Source organism: Pseudothermotoga elfii DSM 9442 = NBRC 107921 (assembly GCF_000504085.1).
In the GTDB taxonomy this organism is placed as follows: domain Bacteria; phylum Thermotogota; class Thermotogae; order Thermotogales; family DSM-5069; genus Pseudothermotoga_B; species Pseudothermotoga_B elfii.
In genome coordinates this window covers 633,542-649,450 of record NC_022792.1, presented here as the reverse complement: position 1 = coordinate 649,450, position 15,909 = coordinate 633,542, and the positions used below count along the sequence as shown (strand labels likewise).

At 38.7% G+C, this 15,909-nt stretch carries 16 protein-coding genes; 12 read left to right on the top strand and 4 right to left on the bottom strand.

Features of this window, described 5'->3' with window-relative positions:
* Window positions 1–5: 5 nt before the first annotated feature.
* Complete coding sequence (locus TEL01S_RS03180) at window positions 6–1,526, top strand: ABC transporter permease (protein WP_028843361.1); 1,521 nt, start codon at window positions 6–8, stop codon at window positions 1,524–1,526.
* Between the two features lie 20 nt (window positions 1,527–1,546).
* Here the strand turns inward: TEL01S_RS03180 and murC are convergent, their stop codons facing one another.
* The 4 genes from murC to murD are packed head-to-tail and all read right to left on the bottom strand — an operon-like array spanning window position 1,547 to window position 6,261.
* Window positions 1,547–2,884, bottom strand: a complete 1,338-nt coding sequence (gene murC, locus TEL01S_RS03175; protein ID WP_028843362.1) for a UDP-N-acetylmuramate--L-alanine ligase — start codon at window positions 2,882–2,884, stop codon at window positions 1,547–1,549.
* Complete coding sequence (locus tag TEL01S_RS03170; protein WP_028843363.1) at window positions 2,881–3,900, bottom strand: UDP-N-acetylglucosamine--N-acetylmuramyl-(pentapeptide) pyrophosphoryl-undecaprenol N-acetylglucosamine transferase; 1,020 nt, start codon at window positions 3,898–3,900, stop codon at window positions 2,881–2,883. The genes murC and TEL01S_RS03170 overlap by 4 nt, the downstream gene beginning before the upstream one ends.
* Window positions 3,897–4,976: an FtsW/RodA/SpoVE family cell cycle protein gene (locus TEL01S_RS03165; protein ID WP_028843364.1), complete on the bottom strand. Its 1,080-nt coding sequence runs from the start codon at window positions 4,974–4,976 to the stop codon at window positions 3,897–3,899. The genes TEL01S_RS03170 and TEL01S_RS03165 overlap by 4 nt, the downstream gene beginning before the upstream one ends.
* Window positions 4,969–6,261, bottom strand: a complete 1,293-nt coding sequence (murD, locus tag TEL01S_RS03160; protein ID WP_028843365.1) for a UDP-N-acetylmuramoyl-L-alanine--D-glutamate ligase — start codon at window positions 6,259–6,261, stop codon at window positions 4,969–4,971. The genes TEL01S_RS03165 and murD overlap by 8 nt, the downstream gene beginning before the upstream one ends.
* A gap of 176 nt (window positions 6,262–6,437) precedes the next feature.
* Between murD and TEL01S_RS03155 the strand changes: the two genes are divergently transcribed.
* From TEL01S_RS03155 to fliQ, 11 genes are all read left to right on the top strand, one after another.
* Window positions 6,438–7,055, top strand: coding sequence for a bifunctional 2-keto-4-hydroxyglutarate aldolase/2-keto-3-deoxy-6-phosphogluconate aldolase (locus tag TEL01S_RS03155; protein ID WP_028843366.1), 618 nt, complete (start codon window positions 6,438–6,440; stop codon window positions 7,053–7,055).
* A 17-nt stretch (window positions 7,056–7,072) separates the two neighbouring features.
* Window positions 7,073–8,026, top strand: coding sequence for a tripartite tricarboxylate transporter substrate binding protein (locus TEL01S_RS03150; RefSeq protein WP_012002682.1), 954 nt, complete (start codon window positions 7,073–7,075; stop codon window positions 8,024–8,026).
* Window positions 8,027–8,099: 73 nt separating this feature from the next.
* A complete protein-coding gene (locus TEL01S_RS03145) occupies window positions 8,100–8,591 on the top strand; it encodes a tripartite tricarboxylate transporter TctB family protein (RefSeq protein ID WP_028843367.1) in 492 nt (163 codons plus the stop codon).
* 5 nt (window positions 8,592–8,596) lie between these two features.
* Window positions 8,597–10,075 carry a tripartite tricarboxylate transporter permease gene (locus tag TEL01S_RS03140; RefSeq protein WP_038051204.1) on the top strand — a complete coding sequence of 493 codons (1,479 nt, stop codon included), beginning with the start codon at window positions 8,597–8,599 and terminating at the stop codon, window positions 10,073–10,075.
* A gap of 395 nt (window positions 10,076–10,470) precedes the next feature.
* Window positions 10,471–11,694 carry a competence/damage-inducible protein A gene (locus TEL01S_RS03135; RefSeq protein ID WP_028843368.1) on the top strand — a complete coding sequence of 408 codons (1,224 nt, stop codon included), beginning with the start codon at window positions 10,471–10,473 and terminating at the stop codon, window positions 11,692–11,694.
* A 33-nt stretch (window positions 11,695–11,727) separates the two neighbouring features.
* On the top strand, window positions 11,728–13,704 hold the full coding sequence (locus tag TEL01S_RS03130) for a chemotaxis protein CheA (protein ID WP_028843369.1): 1,977 nt from the start codon (window positions 11,728–11,730) through the stop codon (window positions 13,702–13,704).
* A gap of 17 nt (window positions 13,705–13,721) precedes the next feature.
* Window positions 13,722–14,183, top strand: a complete 462-nt coding sequence (locus TEL01S_RS03125; RefSeq protein ID WP_012002677.1) for a chemotaxis protein CheW — start codon at window positions 13,722–13,724, stop codon at window positions 14,181–14,183.
* Window positions 14,183–14,542 carry a chemotaxis protein CheY gene (gene cheY / locus TEL01S_RS03120; RefSeq protein WP_028843370.1) on the top strand — a complete coding sequence of 120 codons (360 nt, stop codon included), beginning with the start codon at window positions 14,183–14,185 and terminating at the stop codon, window positions 14,540–14,542. The genes TEL01S_RS03125 and cheY overlap by 1 nt, the downstream gene beginning before the upstream one ends.
* 5 nt (window positions 14,543–14,547) lie before the next feature.
* Complete coding sequence (locus TEL01S_RS03115) at window positions 14,548–14,883, top strand: FliO/MopB family protein (protein ID WP_051366162.1); 336 nt, start codon at window positions 14,548–14,550, stop codon at window positions 14,881–14,883.
* Entirely contained in the window at window positions 14,883–15,635 is a 753-nt protein-coding gene (gene fliP / locus TEL01S_RS03110) for a flagellar type III secretion system pore protein FliP (protein ID WP_028843372.1), read from the top strand. The genes TEL01S_RS03115 and fliP overlap by 1 nt, the downstream gene beginning before the upstream one ends.
* 6 nt (window positions 15,636–15,641) lie before the next feature.
* Window positions 15,642–15,908 (top strand): flagellar biosynthesis protein FliQ, encoded by a 267-nt coding sequence (gene fliQ, locus TEL01S_RS03105; protein ID WP_012002673.1) that lies wholly within the window; start codon window positions 15,642–15,644, stop codon window positions 15,906–15,908.
* Window position 15,909: the final 1 nt, after the last annotated feature.

Genomic DNA, 15,909 nt, shown 5'->3' with positions numbered 1-15,909 from the left:
TTTAGATGGCTCAGGCGAAAAACAACCAGAAGATAGAATTTGAAGAAAAATATATGACCAGAGGCCAGCTTATCTGGCGTGCTTTTCTCAGACACAAGCTTGGAGTGATTTCCCTTGGCATTTTGATAATCCTGTACATGCTCGCGCTATTTGCAGACTTTTTCTCTCCTTATAATCCGATAGATCAATCGCTAAAACATACTTATGCCCCACCAACGAGAATTCATAGATCTTACAAAGGAACAAAGACAAAAGCTTATATCCTCCCGGTAATCACCTACGTTGACAAAGTTACCTATGAGAGAAGTTATAAGGAAATGATCTTTCCCAGGAGATTGGTCGTGGAAAATGCTGACGGTTCAACAGCAGTTTATGAAATTGGGAATGATGGTGTCGAGAGTTTCAAATTTTCTATAAATACTGTGGAAAGCATTAAAATCAATGGAGAATGGCATGATGTGAAAAAAACACCAAAGATTTCTGATTACTTCCTTTTTGATTACAACGAAGAAACACTCACAAAAGGTACTGGCAGAATTGAAACTTCATCAGCCGTTGCAAAAGAAATGTATTTCAAAAGCTATGGCAGTAGATTTGGATTAACTGATGAAGATCAAATAGAAGCTGTTGCAATAACTGAAACACTCGATACAATTGTTGTAAAAAAGAATGGAAAATTCGAAATGATAAAAGGCAAAGTGATTGATTACGATTATAAAACCTACCCCGTCAAATGGTTCGTTAAAAGCTGGGAAGGAAAGCTCTTATGGATTTTCCCCATGAACCTTCACCTATTCGGTGTGGATAATTACGACAACAATCAATATGTTAGATTTTATATACTTGGAGCAGATCTTTACGGAAGAGATGTCTGGTCAAGAATAGTTTTTGCCTCAAGGATTTCTCTTTCCATAGGAATTATAGGAATGGTTATAACATTTGCTCTGGCTTTGTTTTTTGGCGGAGTTTCCGGGTACTATGGTGGTCTTATTGATGAAGGGTTGATGAGATTTGCAGAAATAATCATGTCAATACCTGGATTCTATTTGATGATCATGTTGCGTGCTATGCTCCCACTTGATTTACCATCTACTCAGATATACATATTGCTGGTTTTCATCTTATCATTCATAGGATGGGCGGGTACTTCCCGTGTCATAAGAGGTATGGTTCTTTCGATAAGGCAAAGAGAGTTTGTGGAAGCAGCTATAGCTATAGGATTACCAAATAGAAAAGTGCTTGCAAGACACGTCTTACCCAACACAGCAACTTATTTAATTGTGAATGCAACATTGAGAATTCCAGGTTATATTCTCGGTGAAGCAGGTTTGAGTTTCTTGGGATTGGGAATCAGAGAGCCTTCCGCTTCATGGGGATTGATGCTCGCTCAAGCTCAGGATGTTTACGTTATGACTAAAGCACCGTGGCTTTTGATACCAGGTATTTTCATTTTTATCACGGTGATATCATTCAATTTTGTTGGTGATGCTTTGCGCGATGCACTTGATCCAAGATCTCTTGGATAAAGCGGCTCACTCTGGCCGCTTTATTTTTTGGCATGCATCTTTGCAAATTTTTGAGAGATCCTAATAATATCACCTGCACCGACAAAAAGATAGATTGTATTTTCCTGAAGCTGGAAATTCTCAATTAATAAATCCGCATCGGCAACGTACTGCGCTTTTTTACCATAACTGACCAAACCATCTGCAATGACCTTCGAGGAAATCTGGGGAATTGTTTGCTCAAATGCACTGTAAACCTCTGTAATATATATCTCGTCAGCATCCTTGAGGGCTTTCGCAAAATTTCCATCTTCTCTCATCAATCTGCTGTATCTGTGTGGCTGGAAGATAACTACTCTTTTCTGAGAAGGGAAAACTTCCCGTGTTGTAGAAAGCAAAGATTTTATTTCATCTGGCGTATGCGCATAATCATCTATCATGTAAACTTTTCGCTTTTCATCTATAACCGTCACTGTGAATCTTCTGTAAGTTCCTGTGAAATCTTCAAGTGCCTTTAAAACTTTCTCAACTTCGTGTCCGGCGCTCCACAATAATGTGATTACTGCCATTGCATTTAAAATATTGTGTTCACCGGGTACCTTTAAAGTCAAGTTGTATTCTTTTCCGTTGATTTCTATCTTCGCAAATTGAAACAATCCATTTCTATTTCTATCTATCAACCTGCATGTGCTATTTATCGATTTGCCGAATGTCCACGTTCCAAGATCAGAAGTATTTTCATCTTCAGAGAAGGTAACTACACTTTTGCGAGTACTCATTACTACTGACCTGAAACAATCTCTATACAACTGTCTATCACCGCTGTAGTTTTCAAGATGATCGCCACGGGCATTTGTTATGATCATGTAATCCGGGGAAAAGCGTGAAAATTCTGGTTGGCTTTCATCAAGTTCATAAACATATGGACCTTTACCAGGACGGTAATTACCGAATTCAAGTGATCTATGGATACCACCTAAGAACACTGTTGGATCCTCTCCAAGAACCTTTAAGCAGTGCGCAAGCATTGCTGTTGTTGTTGTTTTTCCATCTGACCCGGTAACTGCAAACTGGGTTTTGCCATTGTTCAAAATATCATACAAAAATTCGAATCTGCTCACAACCCTGATGCCATTAGAACGTGCTCTTATTATCTCGGGATTGTCAGAATGTACAGCGGGGGTGTGAACAACTATGTCAGGATATAGCCAGTTATTATAATTGTGTCCTATAAAAATCTTCACGCCAAGTTTTCTCAAAATCTCTGTTTGTTCGCTTTCGTATATATCAGAACCGTAAACCTCCTCGCCAATTAATCTGCTGTGTAAAGCTAAAGAGCTCATTCCAATACCACCGATTCCCACAAAATGAATTCTCATTTCAATTCCTCCAGGATAGTTTTTGCTATTATTTCTGCTGGATTGATTTTCATCTTTGGCTTTTTATCCATCTCCAAAACTTGATAAAGTTTTTTCAACAGAGTTGAAACAGTAGCATCGCATTCTTTAAGCACCAAAGCTTTTCCCATTTTTTCAACTTCAAGTGCGTTATAAAGCTGATGTGATCCTGTTGCGCCATCCCATGGCACCAGAATACCTGGTAAACCATAATATAACATCTCACCAATTGTTGTAGCACCCGCCCGTGCTATGACTGCTCTGGCACCTTTCCAGGCAGCAGATGCGTTGTATATGTAATCAACAGCTTTAACATTTTCAAAAATTGACAATCTATCTACCCATTCTTTACTTCCTGTACTGTGAACGAATTTCAAGTTGTGCTCAACTTTGTAAACTTCCTCCATCAAGTTATTTATAAATTCACTACCTCTGCTACCTCCTAAAACAAGAACGTAGTCTTTTCCAAACAACATTTCTTCATTGTCCTTCTCTCTCACCGGATTTCCTGTAACTAAAATTCTGTTTCGCACGGATTTTGGAAAAAACTCAACAGTTTTATCGAAGGCTACAAAAATTTTCTTAGCTGATAGACTCAAAGCCTTATTTGCAAGTCCTGGTACCACATTCTGTTCTTGAATAAAAAAAGGTTTCTTCAATTTTTTACAAACCTTTCCAACTGGATAAGATATGTATCCACCTGTCATCAGACCAAAGTCACACTGTTTAATTTCCAAGGCTATAATACTCTCGGATTGAGAAATTTTCAATAGCCTGGTAAAATTACTTGGTTTCCATATAGGTCTTTCAAGTCCCTTCAAATCAATTTTTATCAATTTATACTCAGGATGTTCTAATGGTAATATCTTGCTTTCGATTCCCTTTTCTAAACAAAAATATGTGACATCTAACTTTTTCATTTCAGCCAATTTTTCAAGAATAGAAACTGCTGGGTAAAGATGTCCTCCTGTACCTCCACCCGCTGCAGATATTCTCAAGGTTCTTCACTTCCCCGTGTAAGTATGTTTATAACTATACCAAGACCTGCCATCATAGTCACAATAGAACTCCCACCATAGCTCATGAATGGCATGGTAACTCCTGTTACAGGTAGTGTACCTGTGACTACTCCAAGGTTAACCATGACCTGTAACATGATCAAAAACGAAAAACCAGAAATATAAGCTGTTGCAAAAGTATCTTGTAATTTCTCTGCGTGTTTCAAAAGCAAAGCAATTAAAATAAAAAACAAAATAATAATCCCCAGAATGCCAATTAATCCAAGTTCTTCACCAACAGCCGCAAGTATAAAATCAGAAACCACAGCAGGCACAGAAACTTTTACCTCACCTATGCCAAGTCCTTTACCAGTCAATCCACCTTCTCTTATAGCCTGAAGAGCTTTTGAAACCTGTTCTGGTACCTGACCGTTTATAAATGTTCTGAGGCGCCAAATCTGATAATCTTTCAAGATAATTCCTGTTTTACCGGCTATGTAAAATACACTAAATAAACCAAGAAGAGTAAGAAATATATACCTCCCTTTCGTCCCATGAGAATAAAGCATTAACAAAGCCAGAAATATGAATATCATCGTCGTGCTCAAATCTGGTTCTAATACTATGAGAGCAAAAAAAGGAAAACTGTACAGAAGGGGTTTCAGAAAACCACTCACAAACTCTCCCATTCGCTCTTTGTTTTGAGAGATATAAGTTGCTATGATTATAATGAAAATAATTTTTGCAAACTCGGAAGGTTGAAAATTAGCACCTGAAATACTCACCCACCTTCTGGAACCGTTAGCACCGGGAAAGAAAAACGGAAGTGAAAGCAATCCAAGGGCAAAAAAATAATAGAACCATGAAAATTTGATGTGATTACGATAATCAAACATTGATGCAATTATCATTAAAACTACACCAACACAGAGCTTGCCGGCATGAGAGTAAAGCAGGTCACGGGAGAAATTGCCAAAAACATTCATCTGGGCAGCTATATCTATACTTGCAATAGCCACAATTCCCACAGAGATCAAAATAGCAACAACCAAGAGGACGGAAATCGCTTCATTCAAGTAATTTCCCCCTTAGTAATTTTACCATATTTATAAAATGTTCTCCTCTCTCCTGATAATTTCTGTACATGTCGAAACTTGCACCTGCTGGGCTGAGTAGAACTACATCGCCTTTTTCGGATATTTCAAATGCTTTTAAAACTGCTTTTTGCATGTTTTCTGATATCGTATACGGTATATCTGATAATTTCAACTCATCTCGAAGCAGTTCTACCATTTCCCCAAAGACAATTACGTGTTTTGCTTTGCGCTTTATCTGGGCTATCAGGTCTGCGTAGTCTTCGTTTTTACCTCTGCCCGTCAGAAGCAAAATAACGTTTCTTGAGTTGAAATTTTCAAGGGCAGATATGGTAGCAGCCGAACTTGTGGCTTTTGAATCATTCAGAAAAACAACACCGTTTATTTCATCGACAAATTCCATGCGATGTTTTAAAGGCTTGAAATCCTCGAGTATTTCCAGAACCTGCTTCAAATCAAAATTCATCACAGAGAATATTTTCAAAATCGCTGATAAATTTTGAAGATTCTGGTGTGTTTTCAAGAAATCATTTTTGAAAGTATAGTACTCACCTTCATAAACAATACCATCATCAACCTTACGAATCTTTAATGGGTCGAAAGCACAAAGATTTGATTTTTCAGAAATGAATTTCATTATATTTTGATCAGAGCAGTTGTAAATCCCCGTTTTAGAAAACTCAAGTAGTTTCAATTTTGATTTTGCATAATGCTCTAAAGAAGGATGCCAGTCAAGGTGATTTGGTTGAATATTCAGTACCACACCGATATCTATATGCAACATTTTTGACCAGAAAAGCTGAAAACTGCTTATCTCAAGTACTAAGTATTTCGTTTTAAAACCAAGCACATCAGCGGCAGGAGTACCGATGTTTCCACAGGCGTAACTATCCAGACCAAGTTTTTGAAAAACGAAAGATAACAATTTACAGCTCGTAGTTTTTCCATTTGAACCTGTCACGGCAATCACAAAGTTAGGTTTATTCATATCCAAAACTACCTCTATGTCTGAGAAAGTTTTTCCTCTGCACTTTGCCAGAGCAGGGTGATCAAATCTAACCGAAGGACTCACTATTATTCTATCAGCTTCACATATCCTGTCGCTGTTTTTGCCTTCCTCAAAATCTATACCTTTTTTAGAAAACCATTCTTTCTCCTCATCTGTGAATTTTCTTAATTCACTTACGAAAATTTTGTGTCCCATGCTTATCAATTTTTCACACAACGCCTTATTACTTACACCGTATCCTACCAGAGCATAGTACATCAATTTCCCTCCCAGGAATCGCTTATTTTCCTCAACAAATATGTTAACACGTCAGAGAAGGTACATTTGTTTCTGTTTTCACGCACCATATTTTAAGATTTCCTATTAGATAATATTTTTGCCTATTTATTAAACGTGGTTTATAATAAGTCCTGGTTGAAAGGAGGAATGAGGTCATGGATCTTGTTGAGAAAATTATCGAAAGTGGCGTAGTAGCCGTTGTTAGAACAGACTCTCCAGAAAAAGCGGTGGAAATTTGTCATGCATGTAAAGAAGGTGGAATTATTGCTATTGAGATTACATTCAGTGTGCCGCGTGCGGTAGAAGTTATCCAGCAGATAGATAAAGAACTTGGAAACGAAATTTTACTTGGAGCTGGTACAGTTCTTGACCCATACACAGCCAAGATAGCAATAGAAGCTGGTGCAAAATACATAGTAGCTCCGAATCTTTCTGAGGAAACTGCTTTACTGTGTAACAAGCACAGAGTACCATACATACCAGGAGTTCTCACCCCAACAGAAATTGTCAAAGCACTTGAACTTGGCGTTCCATTGATAAAACTTTTTCCTGCCTCTGCCGTTGGACCATCTTATATAAAAGCCATTCATGGACCGCTTCCACAAGCAAAACTTTTGCCGACAGGAGGAGTAAGTGTGGAAAATGTCAAAGATTGGATTAAGGCAGGCGCAGCAGCTGTTGGAGTTGGGGGAGGATTAACAAAAGGCTCAAGGAAAGAAATAGCTGAAAGGGCAAAGAAGCTCGTTCAGGCTGTCAAAGAAGCCCGAGAGTGAATACGGAGGTGGAAAGTATGAAAAAATTTGTAACATTCCTGCTGATAATGGCCTTCTCAATAGCTATAATGGCCGCAAATTATCCGAGAAAACCTGTCACGATCATTTGCCCATGGGGCGCAGGAGGCGGGACAGACAGGCTTGCTCGTTTCCTGGCTGACGAATTGAGCAAAAAGCTCGGCCAACCATTTGTGGTTGTTAATAAAACTGGTGGTGGCGGTGCTGTAGGTCACAGTGCTGGTGCATATGCCTCCCCGGATGGATACACATTAACTCTTGTGACTATGGAAATTGCATCCATGCACTGGATGGGCCTGACAAATCTCTCTTTCGAAGCTTTTGATTATATAGCACAGGTGAATGAAGATTCAGCGGGAGTTCTTGTTAAAGCTGATGCTTCGTGGAAAACACTTAATGACCTTCTTGAAGACATAAAATCGAACCCTGGGAAATTCCTCTTTTCCGGTACAGCTTCTGGTGGCATCTGGGATCTTGCCAGAATTGGGATGCTCGATGCAGCAGGATTATCAGTTGATTCTGTAACTTGGATACCAACCACTGGAGCTGCTCAGGCATTAATAGAATTACTTGGCGGTCACGTGGATGTAGTGACTTGCTCACTTGCTGAGGCTATATCCCAAATTCAAAGCGGGCAAGTCAGGGCTCTTGCTATAATGGCGGATGAGCGAGATCCAAGATTTCCAGATGTTCCCACTCTAAAGGAATTTGGTATAAATTGGTCAGCTGGTACATGGAGAGGCATTGCTGTCCCAAAAAACACTCCGACTGAAATTAAGGAGATTCTTGAGAAGGCTATACTTGAAATATCTCACTCCGAGGAATTTAAGGAATTCATGAATAAAAACGGATTTGGGATTAAGGTGAGAAATGGTGAGCAATTCTATGAATTTGTCAAAGAGCAGGACAGGGCCTGGAAACACGTTTTAGAGCTTGGAGGATACGCAAAATAAACAGGTAGCCTTCTGGCTACCTGTTTTTTCTCATACAATTTAGTTCCAATGCACCTTAAGAGGATGGTGAAAAATGAACACAACTACGAAGGATATGATTTTTGGAATAGTACTGGTGATTTTGTCTGTTTTTGTTTTTATTTATTCCTCAACATTTCCTGAGTTTGCCGTTAGAGGAGAAAGATTGCCAGGTCCGAGATTTTTTCCTTCAATACTTGCATTTATTCTTTTTGGTTTTGGCATTTTCTACACTGTAACTGGTTTAATAAGATTAACACTGGATAAAAAACAGAATAGATCAATGGAAAAGCATTCAACAAGGGTTGTCATAAATGTTCTTTTTTCAATAATGAGTGTTATTTTGTTTGTTCCTTTTGTTAATCTGATTGGGCTGATTTTAACAATAATAATTCTGGGAAGCTCACTGATGACTTTGTTATATGTAAAGTGGTACCGGTCAGTAATTTACTCAACCATCTTGGCTATTTTGATATATCTGATTTTCCAATTACTTTTTAAAATTCCATTGCCAGAAGGAGCGCTGATTTCTCTTCTTGTGAGGTGAATAAAGTGAACCAATTTCTACAAGTAATCAGTCCCGATGTAATAATTCCACTGATACTTGCGATGGTTTTTGGTGTCTTTGTTGGAGCTATACCAGGGTTGACAGCAACTATGGGAGTAGCATTGATAATTCCCATTACTTATTACATGAATCCTTTGGCTGGATTAGCCATGGTTTTAGGTGTGTCTTTTACTGCTATTTTTGCTGGAGACATACCAGCAACATTTCTTAGAATTCCTGGTACTCCCGCTTCTGGCGCAGCCACTCTCGATGGATTTGAGCTATCAAAAAAAGGAAAGGGATCTCTTGCTCTGACTCTTGATTTACTTTGTTCTTCTCTCGGAGGATTAATAGGAGTTTTCTTGTTGATTATGGTGGCTCCGCCAATGGCAAAATTTGCCCTCAAATTCACAAATTTTGAGTATTTTTGGCTCGGTATATTCGGATTGAGTATGGCGGCAGTTCTGAGCAAAGGTAATACAATTAAAGGTTTTGTTTCAGCGGTTATCGGGGTACTTATATCTACTATAGGTATAGATGTTACAACTGGTTACCCGAGATTTACTTTTGGTATAACCGAACTGATGGACGGTGTTAGTTTTATCCCGGCGATGATAGGGTTGTTCGGGCTTTCAGAAGTCTTGAAAAGAGTTCAACTTGGATCAGAAAACTTAGAGCTTCCCGCTATTAAAGATAAATCAAAACTCAGCATAAAAGAGGCCTTTTCATCGATAGGAAAACACATATTTACTTTAATCAGGGGCTCATTCATAGGTACGTTTACAGGTGCTCTTCCTGGAGCAGGAGCGGATATCGCAGCATGGGTATCTTACGGAGTTGAAAAAAACATATCAAGAGACAAAAACATTGGAAAAGGTAGTTTGCGAGGAGTTATCGCGCCAACAAGTGCAAATAATGCTGCTATAGGTGGTACGTGGATTCCCGCTCTCGTATTTGGCGTTCCTGGAGATTCTATAACAGCAATAGTTTTGGGCGCAATGCTTATGTATGGCTTGAGGCCAGGTCCTTTGATATTTACTGAATCACGAGAGCTTGTGAATCAGCTCTTTATAATCGCTATTCTGGTTCAAATTCTGTTAATACCTATCGGGTGGCTCGGTATAAAAACCTTCTCGTTAATTTTGAGGCTAAGGTCGGGTATTGTACTAACAGCTGTTGTCTTCTTTTCTATCATAGGAGCATATGCGATAAGAAATAGTTTTTTTGATATCTATATAATGTTAATCTTTGGATTGATAGGATATTGCTTGGAAAAAATATCTGTCCCATTGGCACCTATGATACTCGGGTTAATCCTTGGACCGATGATCGAGGATAACCTTAGAGTTGGGCTGATAAAAACAAAAGGTAATTTTGGTCCGTTTCTCAGTAGACCGATCTCGTTAATTCTCTTTATCATGATTATTCTTATTCTGGCCGGTCCGCAGTTTTTCTCACTGATGAAAAAGAATCGTCCCAAATAAGAAAAAACAGCCTTCGGGCTGTTTTTTCTTGTATAATTCCTTAGGGAGGATCAATATTGTTAACTACCCACCGCCTGTAGAAGCGGGGGCTTGAAAAAAGCCCGGTTGACTACCCTCAGCCACACAAGTGGCTACGTTAGACAGGTACACCTTGGGATGTTGCTCAAGTTCCGGGCTCTGTCGTGCAGGTCTAAACAGCCCTGAGGGGTGGGGACAGTGATCTGCACATAACAAGCCTGTCTAACTTTGGGGATGAGCAACTAACAGGGATAATCCCTGAGTTATCGTCAAAAGACGATTGGAAGTGATTGTGTGGTTTATGTAATTTCATTGGAAAGGAGGAAACAGCGCATTCCTTTCCATCTTAAAGAAGATGGAGTCTCCCGCGCTGGTTTATGATGAAAACAGCTTCAATCATAACTGTTGGAAGTGAGATAATCGAAGGAATTATCCTGAACACAAACGAAAAATACATTTGTTATAAATTAACTGAAGCTGGATTAAAAGTTATTAGAACAATATCTGTTGATGATGATATCGAATCTATCAAGAATGCCGTGAACTATTCTCTGAATGATTCGGATGTGATTGTCCTGAGCGGTGGACTTGGTCCAACTGAAGACGATAAGACACGCGAAGCAGTTGCAGAATCTTTGAAACTCAAAATTGCTTTGAACGAAGAACTCAAAAAAGCAATCGAAAAGAGAATTTCCAAATACCATAGATACGTCCCTTCAAACATAGCAAAACAGGCTATGGTAATTGAAAATGCAAAAATTCTGGAAAACCATGTTGGAAGTGCTCCAGGGCAATTAGTGTTTCATAAGGGGAAAATCCTGGTATTGCTCCCCGGACCTCCGCAGGAATTGGAGCCAATGCTGAATAATGCATTGAACGAGATCAAGCCTCAACCAGATTTATCAACACTGTCGATGTTATTTTTTTCTATACCAGAAGCAGAGTTAGACGAGATCATAACCAGTATTGTGCACGATACCTCGGTAAAAATAGCAACTCAGGCTTCCTATTTTGATGGCGTGAGAGTCAGATTATCTGCCCCAAAAGCAAAGGCCGAAGAGTTAACGAAACTTTCAAAAAAAATTATTGAACTTACAGGAGAAAAATTTATCGGTTATGGAAATATAACTCTTGAAGAAGCCGTGATAAAACTTCTAAAAAAGAAACATCAAACTCTCTCTATTGCTGAATCATGCACAGGCGGTATGATCAGCTCAAGGTTAGTAAATATTCCTGGAGCCTCAGAAGTCTTTCTTGGTGCAATTGTTGCTTACAACAACTCTGTTAAAAGAAATATTTTAAACGTGTCAAACAAAATACTTGAAAAATATGGTGCTGTTAGTCAGCAATGTGTGGCTGAAATGGCTGAAGGGGTTCGCAAAATAATGAAAAGCGATTTAGCTCTTGCTGTATCGGGCATTGCTGGTCCAACCGGTGGAAGTGAGAAAAAACCTGTTGGTACTGTTTATTTTTGTATAGCAGGCGAATCGATTAAAGATATACAAAGACTTTTTTACCCACAACAGAGAAATGTCTTCAGATCACGTGTATCGGCATATGGATTATATTTAATTTTGAAGTGTCTTAGTAACATGTTATAATAATTTTCACAAGAACTAACGGGAGGAATAGTAATGAATGAACAATATTTGAGTGTTTTTATTGATGAGAGTAAGGAATATATACAAACACTTAATGACTCTTTGCTAAGGCTTGAAAAAGACTATCATGACTCGGAAGCAATAAACGAAACTTTTAGAGCTCTCCATACTCTAAAAGGTATGTCCGGAACAATGGGATTTGAAACGATGTCCAAACTTTGTCATAAAATGGAACAATTGCTTGATAAAATCAGAAGCAAAAAAATAACGCTGGATTCCGACCTGCTTGATAAGCTTTTTGCTGGTGTTGACGTCCTCGACAAAATGATCTCAGAAATTGTTAAAAATGGCACCGACAAAGTACCCAATGTTGATGTTCAAAGCATGATGGAAAGTTACGAGGTAGAATCGAACATCCAAACAGAGAAAAAAAGTGAAAAAACAGCAGAAAAGACAAATAAAGCGATTACTGTAACTGATTCCATAAAAAAAGTCATCTCAGAAGCTGAAAAAGAGGGGTACAGAGCTTATCATCTTGCAATTACCTTATCTGAAGGAACTCAATTCAAAGCCGTCAGAATGTATATGGTTTTTAAGGCGATAGAAGACCATGGAGGCCAGATACTCAATTCTGAACCATCAGTAGAAGATATAGAACAGGAAAAATTTGACCTGGATGTAGAGTTGATTGTGATAATTAAGGAAGATAAGGAAAATCTTCGTAATATACTAATGTCAATATCTGAGATAGAGAAAGTAACCATCCGGGATATACTGGCAGACTATGCAGAAGAAACCGAAGAAGTCAGGAAAATTGATGAGAAAACTCAGGAGGAAAAAACAGAACAAAGCAAGGAAAAAAAGAGACTTGTTCAAACGGTCCGAGTTGACATAGATAAACTCGATAATTTGATGAATCTTATGGGAGAACTGGTTATATCAAGAAGTCGAATAGCAGATACTTTGAGAAAATACGACATAAAAGAAGTCGATGAGAGCCTTTCACAATTAAATAGGATTACACTTGATCTCCAAAATGTTGTTATGAAGGTCAGAATGGTACCTATTGCTTTCGTTTTCAACAGATTTCCGAGAATGGTCAGAGATCTTGCAAAACAACTCGACAAAGAAATTGATTTTGTGATAGAAGGCGAGGATACAGAACTTGATAGAACTTTCGTTGAAGATATAGGTGAACCACTTCTTCACATGCTCAGAAATGCTATAGATCATGGAATAGAGCCCAAAGAAGAGCGCTTAGCAAAGGGTAAGCCTCCCGTCGGGAAAGTGATCTTGTCTGCGAGACATGAAGGAAACAATGTGGTTATTGAAGTAAAAGACGATGGTCGTGGTATAGACAGGGCCTCTGTTCTAAAAAAAGCGATTGAAAAAGGTCTTATAAACGAATCCCAGGCCGAAACTCTTCCGGATGAGAAAGTTTATGAATTTCTTTTTGCTCCGGGATTTTCAACCAGAACTGAGGCGAACGAGCTATCTGGTCGTGGCGTTGGCATGGATGTTGTAAGGAATGTCGTTGAGTCTTTAAATGGCACCGTGGGTATTGAAAGTGTTAAAAATAGAGGAACCACCATAACCATGAGATTACCCCTTACTCTGGCAATCATTCAAGCTTTACTTGTTAAAGTGAATAAATACGTATATGCCATACCAATTGCAAATATCGACAGTACGTTGAATATATCAAAAGAACAAATACAAAGAATCCAAGATCGTCAGGTGACAGTTATAAGAGGAGAAATAATACCTATTGCCAAACTCTGGGATGTTCTTGAACTTCCACACGATAAGGAGAATGGAACTTACAACACAGTCATAGTTAGAATAGGAAACAGGAAATACGGTTTGGCAGTAGATACATTGATCGGGCAAGAGGACATAGTTATAAAATCCTTGGGGAAAATCTTCAGCGATGTTAGAATCTTCAGTGGTGGTGCGATTCTCGGTGATGGAAGTATTGCACTGATATTAGATGTAGCAAATATTGTCTGATTTTCAGGAGGGATTATATGGCAAACGAGAATGAATTTGAGGTGTTTGTATTCAGCATAGGTGAACAGGAAATGGCCTTCGATGTTGATTATGTAAGTATGGTCATAGAGAAGCCGGAGATTACGCCTGTCCCAAAATCCAAAAAAACAGTATTGGGCGTCATGAATCTACGTGGTAGAATAGTGCCCGTTGTAAGCCTCAATTTGCTGCTGGATATTGAATCAAGTGATGATTTGGAGGAGAAGGTGGTTGTTGTTAACTGCGAGGATGTCGAAGCCGGTTTCATTGTCAATAAAGTAAAAGGTGTTTTGACATGTAAAGTCACTGAAGTTGAAAAATTACAAAAACTTGAGAAATTTGGTGAAAAGAGCAAAGGAATTATTAAAAAGGGAGAAGAATTAATAGTTTACTTAAACCTTGAAAAAACACTCGGTGAACTGATGGCTGCTTCCGAGTATAGCAATGAGGGGGTATGGTAATGGCAAAACGAGTGCTCATAGTTGATGATGCTGCGTTCATGAGAATGCTTTTGAAGGATATCATAACCAAAGCTGGATATGAAGTTGTTGGGGAAGCCTCAAACGGTGCTGAAGCTGTGGAAAAATACAGAGAACTCAAACCCGATATTGTGACTATGGATATAACTATGCCAGAAATGAATGGCATAGAAGCCATAAAGAAAATCCGAGAGTTCGCACCAGACGCAAAAATAATTGTTTGTAGTGCTATGGGGCAGCAAGCAATGGTCGTAGAGGCCATACAGGCTGGAGCAAAAGATTTTATTGTCAAGCCGTTCCAGCACAGCAGAGTGGTAGAAGCTCTTCAAAAAATCAATTAATAGAGGTGGGGGAAATAGGAGAGTTATTCTGGCAAGTTTTTCTTGCTTTCGCTTTTTTAGTAGCTTTTCTGGGTGTTGTTTATTTTTTCGTCAGGAGACGGAATCCTTTTGCTTCATCTAAAAATATCAGAGTGATTGAACGCTGCTACCTGGATCGGAACAGCTCGATAGTATTGGTTCGTTTGATAGATAGCTACTATGTACTACTCATTACCCCCGGCGGTGGAACTGTTTTAAAAGAATTATCGGAGTCCGAAGCCGACCATTTGGAAGAAGCTGAAAAATTTTCCAGCATTTTTTTCAAAAAACTTGGAAAAAATGAAAAGAAGGATGGAAGTTGATGCGGAAGATCCTGATTTTTATTCTTCTGCTTCTACCAGTACTAATTCATCCACAGGAAGAATTGCCTTTTCCATCTATTGGCATCGAAATCTCTCCTGTTGGAAATGAACGTGATTTGGTTACAACACTCGAGATCCTTTTAATCATTACTATTCTCGCACTTGCTCCAAGTATACTGATACTTTTTACATCTTTCACAAGAATTATAGTCGTATTTTCATTTTTAAGAAATGCCCTTGGAACAAGGCAAACACCTCCATCCCAGGTGCTTATAGGCCTGGCCCTATTTTTGACATTTTTCATTATGCAACCTGTATGGAATGACATATATAACAATGCTTTGACCCCATATATGGAAAAAGAAATAGGCTATGAAGAGCTATTCTCGCGAATGATGGGCCGAGTACGGCAGTTTATGCTGAAAGAACTCGTGGATCATCATAATGAAGATAACGTTTTCTTACTCGCATCGAGTGTGGGAAAAAAATTTGATAAAATTGAAGATGCGCCAAATTCAATTTTGATACCTGCCTTTGTGCTTGGTGAACTCGAAATAGGTTTTAAAATGGGAGTGCTTCTGTACATACCTTTCATTGTAATAGACATGATAGTCTCAAGTATATTACTCGCTATGGGAATGATAATGATACCGCCTGTACTTATTTCACTCCCTTTTAAGGTGTTACTATTCATAGTTGTAAATGGATGGGATTTGCTTGTTTCTGGCTTGATAAAAAGTTTCGCGAGGTGATCAATATTGACGATAGAAGTTTTTATAGATGCTTTCAAAAATGGCATCGAGACGGTATTGGTTGTCGTGACACCAGCCTTATTGATAAGCCTTGTGGTCGGACTTATAATAAGTATTTTTCAGGCTGTTACACAAATCCACGAGCAAACCCTTACTTTTGCCCCGAAAATTATCGTGGTTCTCCTGACAGTAATGTTTCTGGGCGGATGGATGCTGGAAAAGATAGTTGAATATGCCAAAGAAATGTGGGAAAAACTGATAGGAATGATTTGAA

Excerpts from the sequence above, each read along its gene's own strand:
- murD (WP_028843365.1), bottom strand. The coding sequence starts at position 6,261 with ATGTACTATGCTCTGGTAGGATACGGTGTAAGTAATAAGGCGTTGTGT.
- murC (WP_028843362.1), bottom strand. The coding sequence starts at position 2,884 with ATGAGAATTCATTTTGTGGGAATCGGTGGTATTGGAATGAGCTCTTTA.
- TEL01S_RS03135 (WP_028843368.1), top strand. The coding sequence starts at position 10,471 with ATGATGAAAACAGCTTCAATCATAACTGTTGGAAGTGAGATAATCGAA.
- TEL01S_RS03125 (WP_012002677.1), top strand. The coding sequence starts at position 13,722 with ATGGCAAACGAGAATGAATTTGAGGTGTTTGTATTCAGCATAGGTGAA.
- cheY (WP_028843370.1), top strand. The coding sequence starts at position 14,183 with ATGGCAAAACGAGTGCTCATAGTTGATGATGCTGCGTTCATGAGAATG.
- TEL01S_RS03130 (WP_028843369.1), top strand. The coding sequence starts at position 11,728 with ATGAATGAACAATATTTGAGTGTTTTTATTGATGAGAGTAAGGAATAT.
- fliP (WP_028843372.1), top strand. The coding sequence starts at position 14,883 with ATGCGGAAGATCCTGATTTTTATTCTTCTGCTTCTACCAGTACTAATT.
- TEL01S_RS03150 (WP_012002682.1), top strand. The coding sequence starts at position 7,073 with ATGAAAAAATTTGTAACATTCCTGCTGATAATGGCCTTCTCAATAGCT.
- TEL01S_RS03145 (WP_028843367.1), top strand. The coding sequence starts at position 8,100 with ATGAACACAACTACGAAGGATATGATTTTTGGAATAGTACTGGTGATT.
- TEL01S_RS03155 (WP_028843366.1), top strand. The coding sequence starts at position 6,438 with ATGGATCTTGTTGAGAAAATTATCGAAAGTGGCGTAGTAGCCGTTGTT.
- TEL01S_RS03180 (WP_028843361.1), top strand. The coding sequence starts at position 6 with ATGGCTCAGGCGAAAAACAACCAGAAGATAGAATTTGAAGAAAAATAT.